The sequence below is a fragment of the Mesorhizobium sp. B2-4-12 genome, assembly GCF_006441575.1.
Classification (GTDB): Bacteria; Pseudomonadota; Alphaproteobacteria; order Rhizobiales; family Rhizobiaceae; genus Mesorhizobium.
Genome location: NZ_VFVC01000017.1, coordinates 1 through 16,180, shown reverse-complemented (window position 1 = coordinate 16,180; position 16,180 = coordinate 1). Strand labels below are relative to the sequence as shown.

18 protein-coding genes are annotated in these 16,180 nt (G+C 62.9%); 7 read left to right on the top strand and 11 right to left on the bottom strand.

What is annotated here, in order from left to right:
- Window positions 1-45: 45 nt before the first annotated feature.
- Genes FJ934_RS12535 through hutI form a run of 5 tightly spaced genes read right to left on the bottom strand, consistent with a single transcriptional unit; the run spans window position 46 to window position 5,916 of the window.
- Window positions 46-624 (bottom strand): HutD family protein, encoded by a 579-nt coding sequence (locus FJ934_RS12535; RefSeq protein ID WP_140609935.1) that lies wholly within the window; start codon window positions 622-624, stop codon window positions 46-48.
- Between the two features lie 12 nt (window positions 625-636).
- The gene (gene hutU / locus FJ934_RS12530) at window positions 637-2,310 is read right to left on the bottom strand and encodes a urocanate hydratase (RefSeq protein ID WP_181165593.1); all 1,674 of its coding nucleotides are present in this window, start codon (window positions 2,308-2,310) and stop codon (window positions 637-639) included.
- A gap of 23 nt (window positions 2,311-2,333) precedes the next feature.
- The gene (gene hutG, locus FJ934_RS12525) at window positions 2,334-3,152 is read right to left on the bottom strand and encodes an N-formylglutamate deformylase (RefSeq protein ID WP_140609934.1); all 819 of its coding nucleotides are present in this window, start codon (window positions 3,150-3,152) and stop codon (window positions 2,334-2,336) included.
- Entirely contained in the window at window positions 3,152-4,693 is a 1,542-nt protein-coding gene (gene hutH, locus FJ934_RS12520; RefSeq protein WP_140609933.1) for a histidine ammonia-lyase, read from the bottom strand. Before hutH ends, hutG begins: the two co-directional genes overlap by 1 nt.
- Window positions 4,690-5,916: an imidazolonepropionase gene (gene hutI, locus FJ934_RS12515; protein ID WP_140609932.1), complete on the bottom strand. Its 1,227-nt coding sequence runs from the start codon at window positions 5,914-5,916 to the stop codon at window positions 4,690-4,692. The genes hutH and hutI overlap by 4 nt, the downstream gene beginning before the upstream one ends.
- 96 nt (window positions 5,917-6,012) lie before the next feature.
- Here hutI and FJ934_RS12510 point away from each other — a divergent pair, with 96 nt between their 5' ends.
- Together FJ934_RS12510 and hutC are read left to right on the top strand one after the other, a co-directional pair.
- Complete coding sequence (locus FJ934_RS12510; protein WP_140609931.1) at window positions 6,013-7,368, top strand: formimidoylglutamate deiminase; 1,356 nt, start codon at window positions 6,013-6,015, stop codon at window positions 7,366-7,368.
- A gap of 6 nt (window positions 7,369-7,374) precedes the next feature.
- Complete coding sequence (gene hutC, locus FJ934_RS12505; protein ID WP_181165592.1) at window positions 7,375-8,121, top strand: histidine utilization repressor; 747 nt, start codon at window positions 7,375-7,377, stop codon at window positions 8,119-8,121.
- Window positions 8,122-8,296: 175 nt separating this feature from the next.
- On the opposite strand, the gene FJ934_RS12500 is transcribed toward hutC, so the two are convergent.
- A complete protein-coding gene (locus FJ934_RS12500; protein WP_140609930.1) occupies window positions 8,297-8,641 on the bottom strand; it encodes a RidA family protein in 345 nt (114 codons plus the stop codon).
- 318 nt (window positions 8,642-8,959) lie between these two features.
- Here FJ934_RS12500 and FJ934_RS12495 point away from each other — a divergent pair, with 318 nt between their 5' ends.
- On the top strand, window positions 8,960-9,298 hold the full coding sequence (locus FJ934_RS12495; RefSeq protein ID WP_140609929.1) for a TIGR01244 family sulfur transferase: 339 nt from the start codon (window positions 8,960-8,962) through the stop codon (window positions 9,296-9,298).
- On the opposite strand, the gene FJ934_RS12490 is transcribed toward FJ934_RS12495, so the two are convergent.
- Window positions 9,295-9,762 (bottom strand): Lrp/AsnC family transcriptional regulator, encoded by a 468-nt coding sequence (locus FJ934_RS12490; protein WP_140609928.1) that lies wholly within the window; start codon window positions 9,760-9,762, stop codon window positions 9,295-9,297. The two genes, FJ934_RS12495 and FJ934_RS12490, sit on opposite strands and share 4 nt — an antisense overlap.
- A 141-nt stretch (window positions 9,763-9,903) precedes the next feature.
- Here FJ934_RS12490 and hppD point away from each other — a divergent pair, with 141 nt between their 5' ends.
- The 3 genes from hppD to FJ934_RS12475 all read left to right on the top strand — a co-directional run bounded on the left by hppD (window position 9,904) and on the right by FJ934_RS12475 (window position 11,676).
- Window positions 9,904-11,016 carry a 4-hydroxyphenylpyruvate dioxygenase gene (hppD, locus tag FJ934_RS12485; protein ID WP_140609927.1) on the top strand — a complete coding sequence of 371 codons (1,113 nt, stop codon included), beginning with the start codon at window positions 9,904-9,906 and terminating at the stop codon, window positions 11,014-11,016.
- Between the two features lie 61 nt (window positions 11,017-11,077).
- Complete coding sequence (locus FJ934_RS12480; protein ID WP_023813589.1) at window positions 11,078-11,302, top strand: type II toxin-antitoxin system prevent-host-death family antitoxin; 225 nt, start codon at window positions 11,078-11,080, stop codon at window positions 11,300-11,302.
- Complete coding sequence (locus tag FJ934_RS12475; protein ID WP_140609926.1) at window positions 11,299-11,676, top strand: type II toxin-antitoxin system VapC family toxin; 378 nt, start codon at window positions 11,299-11,301, stop codon at window positions 11,674-11,676. The genes FJ934_RS12480 and FJ934_RS12475 overlap by 4 nt, the downstream gene beginning before the upstream one ends.
- A gap of 18 nt (window positions 11,677-11,694) precedes the next feature.
- Here the strand turns inward: FJ934_RS12475 and FJ934_RS12470 are convergent, their stop codons facing one another.
- The 4 genes from FJ934_RS12470 to hmgA form a co-directional block, all read right to left on the bottom strand.
- Window positions 11,695-12,231 (bottom strand): DinB family protein, encoded by a 537-nt coding sequence (locus tag FJ934_RS12470; protein ID WP_140609925.1) that lies wholly within the window; start codon window positions 12,229-12,231, stop codon window positions 11,695-11,697.
- 10 nt (window positions 12,232-12,241) lie between these two features.
- Entirely contained in the window at window positions 12,242-13,273 is a 1,032-nt protein-coding gene (locus FJ934_RS12465) for a fumarylacetoacetate hydrolase family protein (RefSeq protein WP_140609924.1), read from the bottom strand.
- Window positions 13,274-13,364: 91 nt separating this feature from the next.
- Window positions 13,365-14,219 (bottom strand): MBL fold metallo-hydrolase, encoded by an 855-nt coding sequence (locus tag FJ934_RS12460; RefSeq protein WP_140609923.1) that lies wholly within the window; start codon window positions 14,217-14,219, stop codon window positions 13,365-13,367.
- 10 nt (window positions 14,220-14,229) lie between these two features.
- Window positions 14,230-15,543: a homogentisate 1,2-dioxygenase gene (gene hmgA, locus FJ934_RS12455; RefSeq protein ID WP_140609922.1), complete on the bottom strand. Its 1,314-nt coding sequence runs from the start codon at window positions 15,541-15,543 to the stop codon at window positions 14,230-14,232.
- 90 nt (window positions 15,544-15,633) lie between these two features.
- On the opposite strand from hmgA, the gene FJ934_RS12450 reads away from it, so the two are divergent.
- Complete coding sequence (locus tag FJ934_RS12450) at window positions 15,634-16,077, top strand: MarR family transcriptional regulator (protein WP_140609921.1); 444 nt, start codon at window positions 15,634-15,636, stop codon at window positions 16,075-16,077.
- The last annotated feature ends 103 nt before the right edge of the window (window positions 16,078-16,180 follow it).

Below are 16,180 nucleotides of genomic sequence, written 5' to 3'. Positions count from 1 at the left end.
CGCGATCATGTTTGGAAACAGGCGGTAACCGTTAGCGCGAAGGCATCAGGCCGCAGCGGCTATCCGGACCACGAACAGCGTCCCATTCCGGGCGGGCTCAGCCCGCAGGACCGAAGCATCCGGCCCGAGCAGCAGCGCGTCGAGAGGCCCTAGGCGAATTGGCCCGGCATCGGGAAAAACGGCTTCGCCGTCGTGACAAAGGATGAGGGTCGAACCGGCCCGGGTCACGATTTCCACAGGCCGCGAAATCGCCAGGCGTTCGACCGAATGCAGCATGCGGCCGCGGCGAGTCATGACGTTGAGGTCTGTGATCGGGCCGGCGATCAAGGCGGCACTCGTGGGCAGGTCGGCTGGGAAGGAAAAAGGCGCGGTAGCCGGCGCCAGCCGTGTCGACGGCTGACCGGTGATATCAAGTACGATCCCCTCGCCTTCCAGCACCGACAGCGTGCGGTCGATCCCGGCAAAACGGGAGAATGGCCCGCTGCTTTCGACGCGGGCCATTGACACGCGCCAGTCGAAATCGTCGAGCCCGGCGCCAGCGGGCGAGACGGCGATTTCCGTCGTCACCCCGCCGCCGTTCTTCCATGGCATCGACTTATATTCGGCTGCCCGCAGGACGCGCATGACGTCAGCCCGTTATCCGAGAATGCCGGGCAGGTCGAGCTGGTGCTCCTTGGCGCATTCGATGGCGATCTCGTACCCGGCATCGGCATGGCGCATGACACCGGTCGCCGGGTCGTTCCACAGCACCCGCTCCAGCCGCTTTGCCGCCTCGGGCGTGCCATCGGCGACGATGACCATGCCGGCATGCTGCGAGAAGCCCATGCCGACGCCGCCGCCGTGGTGCAGCGACACCCAGGTGGCGCCGGACGCCGTGTTGAGAAGCGCGTTGAGCAGCGGCCAGTCGGAGATGGCGTCGGAACCGTCTTTCATCGCCTCGGTCTCACGGTTCGGCGAGGCGACGGAGCCGGAATCGAGGTGGTCGCGGCCGATGACGACCGGGGCCTTGAGCTCGCCCCTGGCCACCATCTCGTTGAAGGCCAAACCGAGCCGGTGGCGATCGCCGAGGCCAACCCAGCAGATACGCGCCGGCAGGCCCTGGAAGGAGATGCGCTCGCGCGCCATGTCCAGCCAGTTGTGCAGGTGGGTATTGCCAGGGGTCAGCTCGCGCACCTTGGCGTCGGTCTTGTAGATGTCCTCCGGATCGCCGGAAAGGGCTGCCCAGCGAAACGGGCCAATGCCGCGGCAGAACAGCGGGCGGATATAGGCCGGCACAAAACCCGGAAAGGCGAAGGCGTTCTCAAAACCTTCTTCCAGGGCCACCTGGCGGATGTTGTTGCCGTAGTCGAGTGTCGGCACGCCGGCGTTCCAGAACGCCACCATCGCCTCGACATGCTCGCGCATCGACGCGCGCGCCGCCTTCTCGACCGCCTTCGGATCGCTGACACGCTTCTCGCGCCACTCGGCCATGGTCCAGCCCTTCGGCAGATAGCCATTGATGGGGTCGTGAGCCGAAGTCTGGTCGGTGACGATATCGGGGCGGATGCCGCGCCTGAACATCTCGGGCACGATTTCGGCGGCATTGCCGAGCAGGCCTACCGACTTCGCCTCGCCGGCCTTGGTCCAGCGCTCGATCATTTCCATCGCCTCGTCGAGCGTCTCGGCTTTCTCGTCGACATAACGGGTGCGCAGGCGGAAATCGATCGAATCCGGGTTGCATTCGATCGCCAGGCAGCAGGCGCCGGCCATGACGGCAGCGAGAGGCTGGGCGCCGCCCATGCCGCCAAGACCGCCGGTCAGGATCCATTTGCCCTTCAGGTTGCCGCCATAATGCTGGCGGCCGGCCTCGACGAAGGTCTCGTAGGTGCCCTGCACGATGCCCTGCGTGCCGATGTAGATCCAGGAGCCGGCCGTCATCTGGCCGTACATCATCAGGCCCTTCTTATCGAGCTCGTTGAATTTTTCCCAGGTCGCCCAGTGCGGCACCAGGTTGGAGTTGGCGATCAGCACACGCGGCGCATCCGGATGGGTGCGGAACACACCGACCGGCTTGCCCGACTGCACCAGCAGCGTCTCGTCCTCGCCGAGCGTCTTCAGCGAAGCGACGATGCGGTCGAAATCGTTCCAGGTGCGCGCCGCCCGCCCGATGCCGCCATAGACGACCAGTTCGTTGGGGTTTTCGGCAACGTCGGGATCGAGGTTGTTCATCAGCATGCGAAGCGGCGCCTCGGTCGTCCAATACCGGGCATTGAGCTTGTCACCGCGTGGCGCGCGGACTTCGCGAATGTTGTGGCGAGGATTGGTCATCATTGTCCCTTTCGGATGGCGGCGCGTCAGCGACCGGCCCAGTCAATGGCGGTTTCGAGAATCTGCTTCAGCGTGGCGCGGATCGGCGCGGCATAAGTCGGATCGTAGGGAACCGGCCAATTCTCCGGAGAACCCTTCTCCGCCGGCTCGCGCATGTAGCCACGGTTGGAAAGCTCCATCTGCAGCGCGTGAACGCCGTTTTGCGGCTGGCCAAAGGTGCGCGTGATCGAGCCGCCCTTGAAGCGGCCATTGACCACCCATGTCTCGCCAGTCGTCGCGAGGATGGCGGCTACCTTTTCCTGCAACACCGGATCCGTGCTCTTGCCGTCATTGGTGCCAAGATTGAATACCGGCAGCGTGCCTTCGAACAGGCGCGGCAGCACCGAGCGGATCGAATGGCAATCGTAGAGCACGATTTTTTCATGCATGCCGCGCAGCCGGTCGATCTCGGCCTTAAGGGCGGCGTGGTAGGGCTTGAAATAGGTCTCGCGGCGCTGGTCGATCTCGGACGGGGTCGGCTCCTCGCCCATGCGATAGAGGGGATCGCCGTCGAACGTGTCGGTCGGGCAAAGCGTGGTTGTCGCCTGTCCGGGATAAAGCGAGACGCCGGAAGGGTCGCGGTTGACGTCGATGACGGTGCGCGAGATGGCGGTGTGCACGACGGTGGCGCCAAGGTCGGTGGCGAAATCATAGAGCTTGTCGATCCACCAGTCGCAGTCGCGCCGACCTAGCCAAGTCGAGACAAGCCGGCTCTCGATGTCGGCAAGGTCGATACCGGTGTGCGGGATCGACACCAGCAGCGGCGCCGTGCCTTGCCTGACGGTGAGCCAGGGAGCGGCAGCCATCACGCTGCTCCCGCGATCGACGGCAGCGCCACCGCGCCAGCGGCCTTGGCGGCTGCGCCGCTGCGCACCATGGCGATGGCTTTTTCCATATCGGGATGGAAATGCCGGTCGTTGTCGAGATGGGGAACTTCGGCCCGGACCAGCTTGCGCACGGCCTCCAACGGATCGCTCGACGCCAATGGCTGGTGGAAATCGCAGCCTTGTGCGGCAGCCAGCAGTTCGATGCCGATCACCGCCGTGGCGTTCTCGACCATGCCGATCAGCCGGCGCGCGCCGTGCGCGGCCATCGAAACGTGGTCCTCCTGATTGGCCGAGGTCGGGATCGAATCGACGCTGGCCGGATAGGCTTTCTGCTTGTTTTCCGAAACGAGAGCAGCCGCCGTCACCTGCGGGATCATGAAACCGGAATTCAGGCCGGGCTTCGGCGTCAGGAAGGCCGGCATGCCCGACAGCGCCGGGTCGACCAGCATGGCGATCCGGCGTTCCGAAAGCGAGCCGATCTCGCAGACGGCCAGCGCGATCATGTCGGCGGCAAAAGCGACCGGCTCGGCGTGGAAATTGCCGCCGGAAAGCGCGGTGTCGTCCTCGGCGAAGATCAGCGGATTGTCGGTGACGCCATTGGCCTCGGTTTCCAACGTATCGGCGGCTTTGCGCAGCACATCGAGCGCGGCGCCCATCACCTGCGGTTGGCAGCGCAGGCAGTACGGGTCCTGCACGCGCTCGTCGCCGACGCGGTGCGATTCACGGATGGCGCTGCCGGCCATCAGATTGCGCAGCGCCTCCGCCGTCTCGATCTGGCCATGGTGCTTTCTCAACAGATGAATGCGCGGATCGAAAGGCGCGTCGGAACCCTTGGCCGCGTCGGTCGACAGCGCCCCCGCGACCAGCGCCGACTGGTAGAGCACTTCGGCCTCGAACAGGCCGGCCAGCGCATAGGCCGTCGAAAACTGCGTGCCGTTGAGCAGCGCCAGACCCTCCTTTGCGCCCAATGTGACCGGCTCCAGCCCATGCGAGACGAAGGCAACCTTGGCCGGGAAACGGCCATGCGGGGTAAAGCATTCGCCGACACCAATCATCACCGCCGTCATGTGCGACAACGGCGCCAGATCGCCCGACGCGCCGACCGAGCCTTGCGCCGGCACCACCGGGATGACGTCGTTGGCGAGCATCGCTTCGAGCAGCTGAATGGTCTCGGGTCGCACGCCGGATGCACCCTGCGCCAGGCTGGCAAGCTTCAGCGCCATCATCAGGCGGGCAACGGCCACCGGCATCGGCTCGCCGACGCCAGCGGCATGCGACAGCACGATGTTGCGCTGCAAGGTTTCGAGATCGCCAGCCGGGATGCGCACACTGGCCAATTTGCCGAAGCCGGTGTTGATGCCATACACAGGCTCACCCTTGGCAACGATCCTGGCGACCGCTTCGGCGCTCGCCTTGATCTTTGGACGGCAAGCATCGTCAAGTCTCGGCACGGCACCACGGTAAATGGCGCGCCAGTCGGCCAGCGTCGCATTGCCGGGCTTCAAGGTCAGTTCGTTCATTGTCCTCTCCAGATACGGGCATGCAGCGGATTGAAGCCCATGCGATAAACGAGTTCGGCGGGACGCTCGATGTCCCAGATCGCCAGGTCGGCGGATTTTCCCGCTCCCAGCGTGCCGGTCTGCTTCAACAGCCCCAGCGCGCGGGCGGCCTCGCGGGTAACGCCGGCAAGACATTCATCGACCGTCATGCCGAACAATGTCGCCGCCATGTTCATGGTCAGCAGCAGCGAGGTCAGTGGCGAAGTGCCGGGATTGTTGTCGGTGGCGACCGCCATCTTGACTCCATGCCGGCGGAACAGGTCGATCGGCGGCTTCTTCGTCTCGCGAATGAAGTAGTAGGCACCGGGCAGGATCGTCGCCACGGTTCCCGCCTTGGCCATGGCCACGGCGCCTGCTTCATCGGTGTATTCGAGATGATCCGCCGACAGCGCGCCATAGCGGGCGGCGAGTTCGGCGCCGTGCAGGTTGGACAGCTGGTCGGCGTGGAGCTTGACCGGCAGGCCTGCGGCCTTGGCGGCGTCGAAGACGCGCGCCATCTGTTCCGGCGAAAACGCTATGCCCTCGCAAAAACCGTCGACCGCATCGGCCAGTCCTTCGGCGGCAACGGCAGGGAGAATCTGCCTGGCGACCAGATCGATAAAGGCGTCCTTGTCGCCCTTGGCTTCCGGCGGCAGCGCATGGGCGCCGAGGAAGGTCGTGCGGATCGTCACCGGCCGCCGATCGCCAAGTTGGCGGGCCGCGCGCAGCGATTTCTGCTCGTTTTCGAGGTCGAGTCCGTAGCCCGATTTCACTTCCACGGTGGTTACGCCCTCGGCGATCAGCGCGTCGAGGCGGGGCAGGGACTGGGCGACCAGTTCGTTCTCGCTGGCGGCCCGCAAGGATTTGACCGATGACACGATGCCACCGCCGGCCCTGGCGACCTCTTCATAGGTGGCGCCGGCCAGCCGCATCTCGAACTCGTTGGCGCGGTTGCCGGCATGGACCAGATGGGTGTGGCAGTCGATCAGCCCGGGCGTGATCCAGCGGCCCTCGCAGTCGACGGTTTCCCCTCCCGCGAACGCCATCGGCATTTCGGCCTCGGCGCCCGCATAGACGATCAGCCCATCTCGCGCCGCGACCGCGCCCTTCTCGACGATGCCGAGTCCGGCCGCACTCTCGGCCATGGTCGCCAGGCGCGCATTGCGCCAAAGACGAAGTCCTCCTGCCCTGCTCTCTCCAGCCATTATCTTTTCCATTTGAAAGGATGGCGATTATGTATATACATATTAACTTGCACTGCAAGTGCTATTGTTATCGGCGAACCGGATTCGGAGACGAGCGTGACGACAATCTTCGCGGAACAGGCACTCCTGCCGGGAGGCTGGCAGAATAATGTTCGGATCGCCATGAGCGGAGGGCTGATTTCCGCGATCGATGCCGGCGTGGCCGCGCATGCCGACGACGAGCGTCATGCCATTGTGCTGCCCGGCATGCCCAATCTGCACAGCCACGCCTTCCAGCGCGGCATGGCCGGGCTCGCCGAACTTCGCGGCCCCTCCGCCGACAGTTTCTGGAGCTGGCGCGAGGTGATGTACCGTTTCGCGCTGTCGATGACACCGGATCAGGTCGAGGCGGTTGCCGCGCAGCTCTATGTCGAGATGCTGGAGGCCGGTTTTTGCCGCGTCGGCGAATTTCACTATCTGCATCACGACCGCGATGGACAACCCTATGCCAACCTTGCCGAGATGGCGGAACGGATTGCTGCCGCGGCCAGCGAAACCGGCATCGGCCTGACGCTGCTGCCGGTGTTTTATGCGCATTCCTCCTTCGGCGGTGCCGCGCCGAATGAAGGCCAAAGGCGATTCATAAATGATGTGAATCGGTTCTCGCGGCTTGTTGAGAAAAGCCGCGAATCGGTTCGCGTGTTGAATCACGCTGTCGTCGGCGTCGCCCCGCACAGTCTGCGCGCCGCGACGCCGGAGGAACTGACAGAGGTCGCCGCTCTGGCGCCGAACGGGCCGATCCACATCCACGTCGCCGAACAGGTGAAGGAAGTCGAGGACTGCCTTGCCTGGGCCGGTGCGCGCCCGGTCGAATTTCTGCTTGGGGCTGCCGATGTCGACCGGCGCTGGTGCCTGATCCACGCCACCCACATGACCGGCGCCGAAACCATCGGCATGGCCAAAAGCGGCGCCATCGCCGGCCTCTGCCCGATCACCGAGGCCAATCTTGGCGACGGCACTTTTGCCGCACCGCTGTTCAGGGAGCATGGCGGCCGCTTCGGCATCGGCTCCGATTCCAACGTACTGATCGGCCTGCCCGACGAATTGCGCCAGCTCGAATATTCGCAGCGCCTCGCCCATCGCGCCCGCAATGTGCTTGCCGTGGCCGGCGGTTCGACCGGGCGTGCCTTGTTCGACGCCGTGCTTGACGGCGGCAGCACCGCGCTCGGTGCCGGCGCCTCGCAGATCGCCGTCGGCGCAACCGCCGATCTCGTCTCGCTCGACGCCGCCAACCCCTCGCTGGCCGGTAAGACCGGTGACGCGATCCTCGACGCCTGGATCTTCGCCAATGGCAGCAAGGTCGACTGCGTCTGGGCGCATGGGCAGAAACAGGTGAGCGGCGGCAAGCACCTGAACCGTGAAGCGGTTGGCGAGCGGTTCCGCAAGGTGATGACGGCACTTTCCGAGGGCTGATTCCAGATGAACATGGCCGAAACGACGGAGATGGAGGACAGCGAGACAGTCTCGCTGCATCAGCGCATTCTTTCCGATATCCGCGAAAAGATCCTGTCCGGAACCTGGGCGCCCGGCCACCGTATCCCGTTTGAACATGAGCTGACCACCGAATATAAATGCTCGCGCATGACGGTAAACAAGGCGCTGTCGCAACTCGCCAAATCCGGTCTGATCGAACGCCGCCGCCGCTCGGGCAGTTTTGTCCGCCGGCCGCAGTCGCAGGCGGCCGTGCTGGAACTCCACGACATCAGGATCGAAGTCGAAGCGCTCGGCCTGCCCTACCGCTACGAGCGGCTGGAGCGCCTGAAGCGGCGCAGCAACGCTGAAGACAGGGCGCTGCTCGGACCGTCCGCCGCAGGGTCGGTGCTATGGCTTGAAGGCCTGCATTTCGCGGGCGAGCGGCCGTTCGCGCTCGAGCAGCGCCTGATCAACCTTTCGGCGGTTTCGGAAGCCGGGGACGAAGAGTTTCTGGAAATTGCCGCCGGACCTTGGCTGATCGGCCGTGTACCATGGAGCGAGGCGGAGCATCGGATACGCGCCATGGCGGCGGATGAGCTTATCGCCGATGCGCTCGACATCGATCCCGGCGCGCCTTGCCTTGTGGTCGAGCGCCGCACCTGGAGCGCGGAGCACCCGGTCACCCATGTACGCTTCGTCTATCCGGCGGAAAGCCACACGCTGGTGGCAAGGTTCACGCCTTCGCAGGGATGAGTGATCTGCCCCTGGTGGGGGGAGATGGCCGGCAGGCCAGGACGCCGTAGAGCGCGAACTTCGAATGTGCCTGCCGGGAACTCATGTAGAAGACGGGACGGCTGGCGGGACAGCGCCCCCCTCTGCCTTGCCAGGCATCTCCCCACAAGGGGAGATTGGCGGCTTCATTGTCGGCTTAAATCGCCGCCGTGATAATGATCTCAACCAGATATTCCGGGCCGGCGAGCTTGGCTTCGCCAGTAGCGCGGGCGGGCGTGTGGCCTTGCGGCACCCACTTGTCCCATTCCGAATTCATCTCGGCGAAAGTGCCCATGTCGGCCAACCAGATGATTGCCTGAACGATCTTGGTCTTGTCGGTGCCGGCCTTGGCAAGCAATTCGTCGACGGTCGCCAGGATGTCGCGGGTCTGCGAGGCGACGTTGCCGCCGGGCTCGCCGACCTGGCCGGCCAGATAGACGGTGTTGCTGTGGATGACGATCTGGCTCATGCGCGGGCCAACATCGATGCGACGAATACTCATGGGAAGTTCCTTCGTTTTGAGGGTCGCGCCTGTTTAGAGTCGCCATGGGCTTCGGGCAAGGCCGCCGGCGCCAAATCCCCTTGGACCAGAAAGGAAGCTGTTCGAGGCCGCAATTCCACCCGAGTGGCTTGTCGACTGATGTAACAACATCTCCATCACCCACTCATGCCGAACAGATTCGTTCCATCCGGATCGGCTTAAGTTGGATTCCTCGCCGGAAACATCTATCTGCGCTGAACGATTTCTGTCGGCGCGGATTGCCGGCCACGTCGGGGAGTGGCAAGACTCCCCGACAAACCAGATTGCGAGGATGCTGCCATGGAATACCGCGAAATCAGCGAGGATTATTCGGTCTCTGGCCAGATCCAGCCCGAAGACGTCGCAGCCATCAAGGCCGCCGGCTTTAGAAGCGTCATCTGCAACCGGCCTGACGATGAGCAGCCGGGCCAGCCGTCGGCGGACACGCTCAGGGCGGCGGTCGAAGGCGCCGGGCTCGCCTTCCGCTACATCCCTGTGATCAGCGGCCAGATCACCGCCGAGAATGTCGAGGATCAGGCCGAGGCGCTGGACGAGTTGGAAGGCCCGGTGTTCGCCTATTGCCGCTCCGGCGCCCGCTGCACCAATCTATACGGGCTGATCCAGCAATCGAAAGGTTAGATCGGCAGCGCGCCGGTTTCTTTAAGCGTCTCCAGCACGATCGCCGTCTTCACGTGCTGCACGGATTCGTGCGGCAGGAGCACGCCGTTGACGAATTCCGACAGCGACTTCAGGTCGGGCGTCACCACTTTCAAGATGTAATCCATCTCGCCGGTCAGCGCGTGCGCCTCCTGCACTTCCGGCAACCGCGCCACCAATTCGCCGAAGCGCCGGGCATTGTCGCGGTTGTGGGTGGCTAAGGTCACCGAAATGACGTTGACCAGCGAGAAGCCTAGCCTGTCGCGGTCGAGCACCGCCCGATAGCCCTTGATATAGCCGTCTTCCTCGAGGCGCTGGCGGCGGCGCGAGCATTGCGATGCCGACAGGTTTACCCGCTCCGATAGATCATTGTTGGTCAGCCGCGCATCGCCCTGCAAGAGCGCCATTATCTTGCGGTCAAACTGATCGATGCGCGCCTCATCCACGATTTTTTCTCCTATCGTGCATATTTCACGCACGACATGACCATTTCAAGCGTTTGAATGCAAGCACCGTGCAGCCTATTTGCATTATCCTCACGCTATGTGTGGTCCAACGCGGCCACCTCACATTTTTGGAGGATAGCCATGGGTCCCTTCCCGCACGACGCCCCGCCCGCAAAAATCAGTAAAGACAACCCCGCAGGCACCGACGGTTTCGAGTTCGTCGAGTTCGCGCATCCAGAACCGCAGAAGCTGGCCGAACTGTTCACCCGGATGGGTTATATGGCGGTGGCCAAGCACCGCACCAAAGACATTACCGTCTGGCGCCAGGGCGACATCAACTATGTCGTCAATGCCGAACCAGGCTCGCATGCGATGAGGTTCGTCGACAAGCATGGCCCCTGCGCCGCCTCGATGGCTTGGCGCGTGGTCGATGCCGGGCATGCTTTCGAGCATGCCGTCTCGAAGGGTGCGACGCCCTACGAAGGCGACGACAAGGCGCTCGACGTGCCCGCCATCGTCGGCATCGGCGGCTCGCTGCTCTATTTCATCGATGCCTATGGCAAGAAGGGCTCGGCTTATGATGCCGAATTCGAATGGCTCGGTGCGCGCGACCCGCGGCCGCAAGGGGTCGGCTTCTATTTCCTCGACCACCTCACCCACAATGTCTATCGCGGCCAGATGGACAAATGGTGGGATTTCTACCGCAATCTGTTCGGCTTCAAGCAGATCCATTTCTTCGACATCGACGGCAGGATCACCGGCCTTGTCAGCCGCGCCATTACCTCGCCCTGTGGCAAGATCCGCATTCCCCTCAACGAATCCAAGGACGAGACCAGCCAGATCGCCGAGTATCTGAAGAAGTACAATGGCGAAGGCATCCAGCACATCGCCGTCGGCACCGACGAAATCTACGAGGCCACCGACAAGCTCGCCGCCAACGGCCTGAAATTCATGCCAGGTCCGCCCGACACCTATTACGAGATGTCGCATGAACGCGTTAACGGCCATGACGAGCCGATCGAGCGCATGAAGAAGCACGGCATCCTGATCGACGGCGAGGGCGTGGTCAATGGCGGCATGACCAAGATCCTGCTGCAGATCTTTTCCAAAACCGTGATCGGGCCGATTTTCTTCGAGTTCATCCAGCGCAAGGGTGACGAGGGCTTTGGCGAAGGCAATTTCCGCGCCCTGTTCGAGTCAATCGAGCAGGACCAGATCAAACGCGGCGTGATCAAAGTGCAGGCCGCGGAATAGATGGGAGTTCTTGCGGCTCGACCGATTATGACCTAAATTCTAGTCATGAAGGGTCGAGCACATGAATGTTTCTATCGCCGAAGCCAAGGCCAAATTGTCCGAACTCGTCAGCCGCGCGGAAGCAGGTGAGGAGATCGTACTCACTCGGCACGGCAAGGTCGCAGCGCGCATTGTACCTCCGGCAGCGGCCGAACCTCTGCCCCGTATCGGCGCATTGAAGGGCAAAATCTGGATTGCGGACGATTTTGACGAACTCGGTCCCGAATGGGACGAGTACGTAAAATGACGGTCGGCCCCTTTCTCGCCGACACACATATCATCCTCTGGTCGATTTCGGACGATCGACGTCTCAGCGAGCATCACCGCGCCATCTTGGCTTCGGAAGCGGTGGTGTTTGCGAGCGCGGCAAGCATCTGGGAAATTGCCATCAAACGATCGATCGGAAAACTCAATGCGCCGGATGATCTGCCGACGTTGCTTCCAAAGATGCGATTTCAGCCGCTCGTTGTGACGTTACAGCATGCGAATGCCATCAGCGGCCTACCCCACCACCATGGCGATCCGTTCGACAGATTGCTGATCGCGCAGGCGCAAGTGGAAAACTTGACCATCCTTACTTCCGACCCGCATCTGGCCCGTTACGATGTCGCTGTAGCGTGATTAGCCAGGCGGTTGGTATCAGAGCCGAAGCCTCTCAACCTCCTCCTGCCTAACCTTGACGTCATAATCGAGCAGGAACTCGTCCAACTGCGGCGGTGCGACCGAGGTGCCGGACAGCATCGCATGGACCTGACCGCGATGATGGATGTCGTGCAGGAGGACATGGGCGAGGATGTCCCCAATCTTTTCCGGAATCATGCCATCCTCGCGCCGGTCGGTGTTGACGCGGCGGTCGAGGTCGAGCTCCGACAACCCATCACAGAAAGCAACGAGCCTGCGATCGAAATCGGCCTGCGCCGCCGCTAGGTCCACGGGGTCGTCGAACGGCACGAAATCGTCATAGACTGCTGCCCCGACGCCGCCCTCTTCCAGAAAATCGAGATAGAGACGGTCCACCGCCAGTATGTGGTTGAGCGTCTCCTTGATCGACGGAAAGAAGCTGGTGCGCTTGGCCTCGAATTCACCCGGCTGGAGCGACAGTACGGCACGATAGAGCCGGTCGTTCGACCAGAGATTGTTGCCGGCCATGCGGCGCATGTGATTCAGAAGGTTCATCAATGAAACCTCAACCTCTCGTAGCCCCTACCCCCTCGTACTTCTCGACCTTCTGCTCGATCGCGCCGAAGATCGAATGCCCGGCCTTGTCCTTCATCTCGATGCGCACCGTGTCGCCAAAGCGCAGGAACGACGTTTTCGGCTCACCGGTCTCGATTGTCTCGATCATGCGCAGTTCGGCAATGCAGGAATAGCCGGCGCCACCAGCCGAGATGGGCTTGCCGGGGCCGCCGTCGAGCTTGTTGGAGACCGTGCCCGAGCCGATGATGGTGCCGGCCACCAGCGGCCTTGTCCTGGCGGCATGCACGATCAGCGCCGGGAAATCGAAGGTCATGTCAACGCCGGCATTGGCGCGGCCGAATGGCTTGCCGTTGAGATCGGCAAGCAGCGGCAGGCTGACCTTGCCGCCGTCCCAGGCGTCGCCCAGCTCATCCGGCGTCACCGCGACCGGCGAAAAGGCCGAGGATGGTTTCGACTGGAAGAAGCCGAAGCCCTTGGCCAGCTCCGGCCCGGTGAGCGCGCGCAGCGTGACATCATTGACAAGCATGACCAACCGGATGGCGGCGCGCGCCTCATCGAGGCTGGCGCTCATCGGCACATCGTCGACGACGACGGCCACTTCCGCCTCCATGTCGATGCCGAAGGCTTCGTCGGCCATGCGGATCGGATCGCGGGGTGGAATGAAGGAATCGGACCCGCCCTGGTAGATCAGCGGGTCGGTCCAGAAGCTCGCCGGCATCTCAACGCCGCGCGCTTTGCGCACCAATTCGACGTGGTTCACATAGGCCGATCCATCAGCCCATTGATAGGCGCGTGGCAGCGGCGAATGCGCGTCGTGCTCGTGAAAGCGGGCAGACGGCATCGCATTGTTCTCCAGCGATTCCGCGATGGTCGCCAGATGCGGGGAAATCCTGCGCCAGTCGTCGAGGGCGGCCTGCAGCGTGCGCGCCAGGAACGAGGCATCGGTGAAGCGCGTCAGGTCGCGCGAGACGACAACGAGTTTTCCGTCGCGCGTCCCGTCCTTCAATGTGGCAAGCTTCATGCGATTTCCCCTCCTTGTGCAGCTTTGCTGCTGCTTTGGTCTTTTGCTTTACGCATGATCCTTTCCGAAAACCGGTTCCCACTTTTCGGGATCATGCGAGTTCCACAACAAGGCCGTCGCGTGCGATCGTCAAGTCGCCGGCCCATGTTTTCCTGACAGCGGCGATCCAATCGGCCTCGTTGATCCCGGGATCGTCGGCGGGAATGAGATGATTGAGCACCAGCCTCTTCACACCGGCATCGCTGGCGATGCGCCCGGCGTCCCCGGCAAAACTGTGGCTGGCGAGCAGATGCTCTTTCAACCGCGCGCCATTGCCGGTTCTGGCAACCACACGCTCGATGCCTTGCTCCAGCATGGCTTCATGGACGAGGATGTCGGCACCTGTGGCAAAATCGACGAGCGGCGGAAAGAAGGCCGTGTCGGCGGAGAACACCACGCATTTGGGGGCGTGCTCGAAGCGCAGGGCAAAGCAGTCCGTCACCGGCGGATGATCGACGCGAAGCGCGGTCACCTTCAGGCCATTCTGCTCGACCACCTGGCCTTCGCCGAATTCCTCAATCGAAACCAGTTCGCGGATGTCCGGCCGACCCTCATCGGCAATTCGGATCTCGATGTCGAATTCCATCGCCTGGCAGAAGCGCTGCCAGTAGTGGCCGGTGCCGGGCGGACCGAACACGGTGACCAGCGTCGCCAGTCCGGCCGTCCAGGCGGTATGGATCAGCGGCCCGAGTTCCAGCACATGGTCGGAATGCAGATGGGTGATGAAGATCAGGTCGAGCGCCTTCAGGCCGATGCCGGCATCGACCAGACCGCGCGTCACGCCAAGCCCGCAATCGACGACGATAGCTCGCCCGCCGATCTCAAGCAGAGATGAACTCGGCCACGGTCCGCCAGGCCTCAGCGCCGGACCACCCTTGGAGCCCAGCAGCACCAGCCGGTCGCTCATCGGACGAACCTCAAGACCAATCGCCCTCCGGCGTGCCATTGAACCGCTTCTTCAGATCCGCCCAACAGTCGATGTAATTGTCCTGCCGGGTTTCCAGTTCGGCGCCGTAGCGGGTCAGCATCTGCGGAAAACGCGTCTCGAACATGAAGGCCATGGTGTTGTCGAGCTTGACCGGTTTCAGGTCCGCGCGCGAGGCCTTTTCGAAGCCAGGCGCATCCGGGCCATGGGCCAGCATCAGATTGTGCAGGCTGATGCCGCCGGGCACAAACCCTTCTTCCTTGGCATCATACTGGCCGTGGATCAGGCCCATGAACTCGCTCATGATGTTGCGGTGGTACCAGGGCGGCCGGAACGTATCTTCCGCCACCAGCCAGCGCGGCGGGAAAATGACGAAGTCGATATTGGCGGTGCCCTCCTCGCCGCTCGGCGCCGTCAGGACGGTGAAGATCGACGGATCGGGGTGGTCGAACAGGATCGCACCGACGGGCGAAAACGTCGCCAGATCATATTTGTAGGGTGCGTAGTTGCCGTGCCAGGCGACAACGTCGAGCGGTGAATGACCAAGGTCGGTGACGTGGAAATTGCCGCACCATTTCACGGTCAGCCGGCACGGTGTCTCCTTCTCCTCGAACCAGGCGCAAGGCGTCTTGAAGTCGCGCGGATTGGCAAGGCAATTGGCGCCGATCGGGCCACGGTCGGGCAAGGTCAGCTTGGCGCCGTAGTTCTCGCAGACATAGCCGCGTACTTCCTTGTCGACCAATTCGACCTTGAACACGAGGCCGCGCGGCAATACGGCGATCTCGCCTGGCCGCAGTTCGATGACGCCCATCTCGGTGACAAGGCGCAAGGCGCCGACCTGCGGCACGATCAGCAACTCACCGTCGGCGTTGAAGAAATGATCATCGATCATCGATGTGTTGGCGACATAGACATGGGCTGCCATGCCGGTCTGGCCGAGCACGTCGCCGGCCGTGGTGATGGTGCGCATGCCCTGGATGAAATCGGTCTGCTCCTTCGGCATCGGCACCGGGTTCCAGCGATACTGGCCGAGCGCCAGTTCATGATCGCCGACATTGGGGGCTGTCTTCCATAAGGGATAGTTAGCCGGCTTGAATCGGCCAGTGTGTTTTACGCTTGGCCTGATGCGATAAAGCCAGGAGCGCTCATTGGTGCCGCGCGGCGCGGTGAAGGGTGAGCCCGAGAGTTGCTCGGCATAGAGCCCGTAGGCTGGCCGCTGCGGCGAATTCCGCCCCTGCGGCAGCGCGCCGGGCAGCGCCTCGGTTTCGAAGTCGTTGCCGAAACCCGGCATATAGGAAAAGGCCATCGCTTCCTCCCCGATTGACCAAATTGGTTTCATTTGTAACCATTGAAAATGTAACTATCAACGGCGAACGCTGCATCCTCGGTGCGTATCATGGAACCCGAAATCCTAGAACTTGAAAGCTTCCTGCCCTATCGGCTCTACAGGCTTGCCGACGCAGTCAGCCGCGAATTCTCGCGCATCTACAAGGAGCGCCACGGCCTGACCCGGCCGGAATGGCGTACCCTTTCCGGGATCGGCCAGCGCGGCACGATGACGGCCACGGAGCTCGGCGAGCAGTCGGCCATGCACAAGACCAAGGTGTCGCGCGCGGTCGCCGAGCTCGAGCGGCGGCGGTGGTTGACGCGTGTGCCGGACGAGAATGATCGCCGTGTCGAGCATCTGGCGCTGACCAAAGCGGGTCTCGCGGCCTATCGGGAGATGGTGCCGCTGGCAAAGGCGTTTGAAAGGGAGTTGCTGGCGAGGCTGAGTGCGGAGGAACGGGCGGCGATCGTGAGAGGCGTGGCGGCGCTGGAGGTGGCGTTATCTGCAGCGTAGCGAACGCCGCCCTATCCTTCGTCATTCTAGTCCCCTGGAACAAAAGTAAGCTTCATTTTGTTTGGCTTCTGTCACAAGAGCAGGAGTTTGATTCATGGCTGGC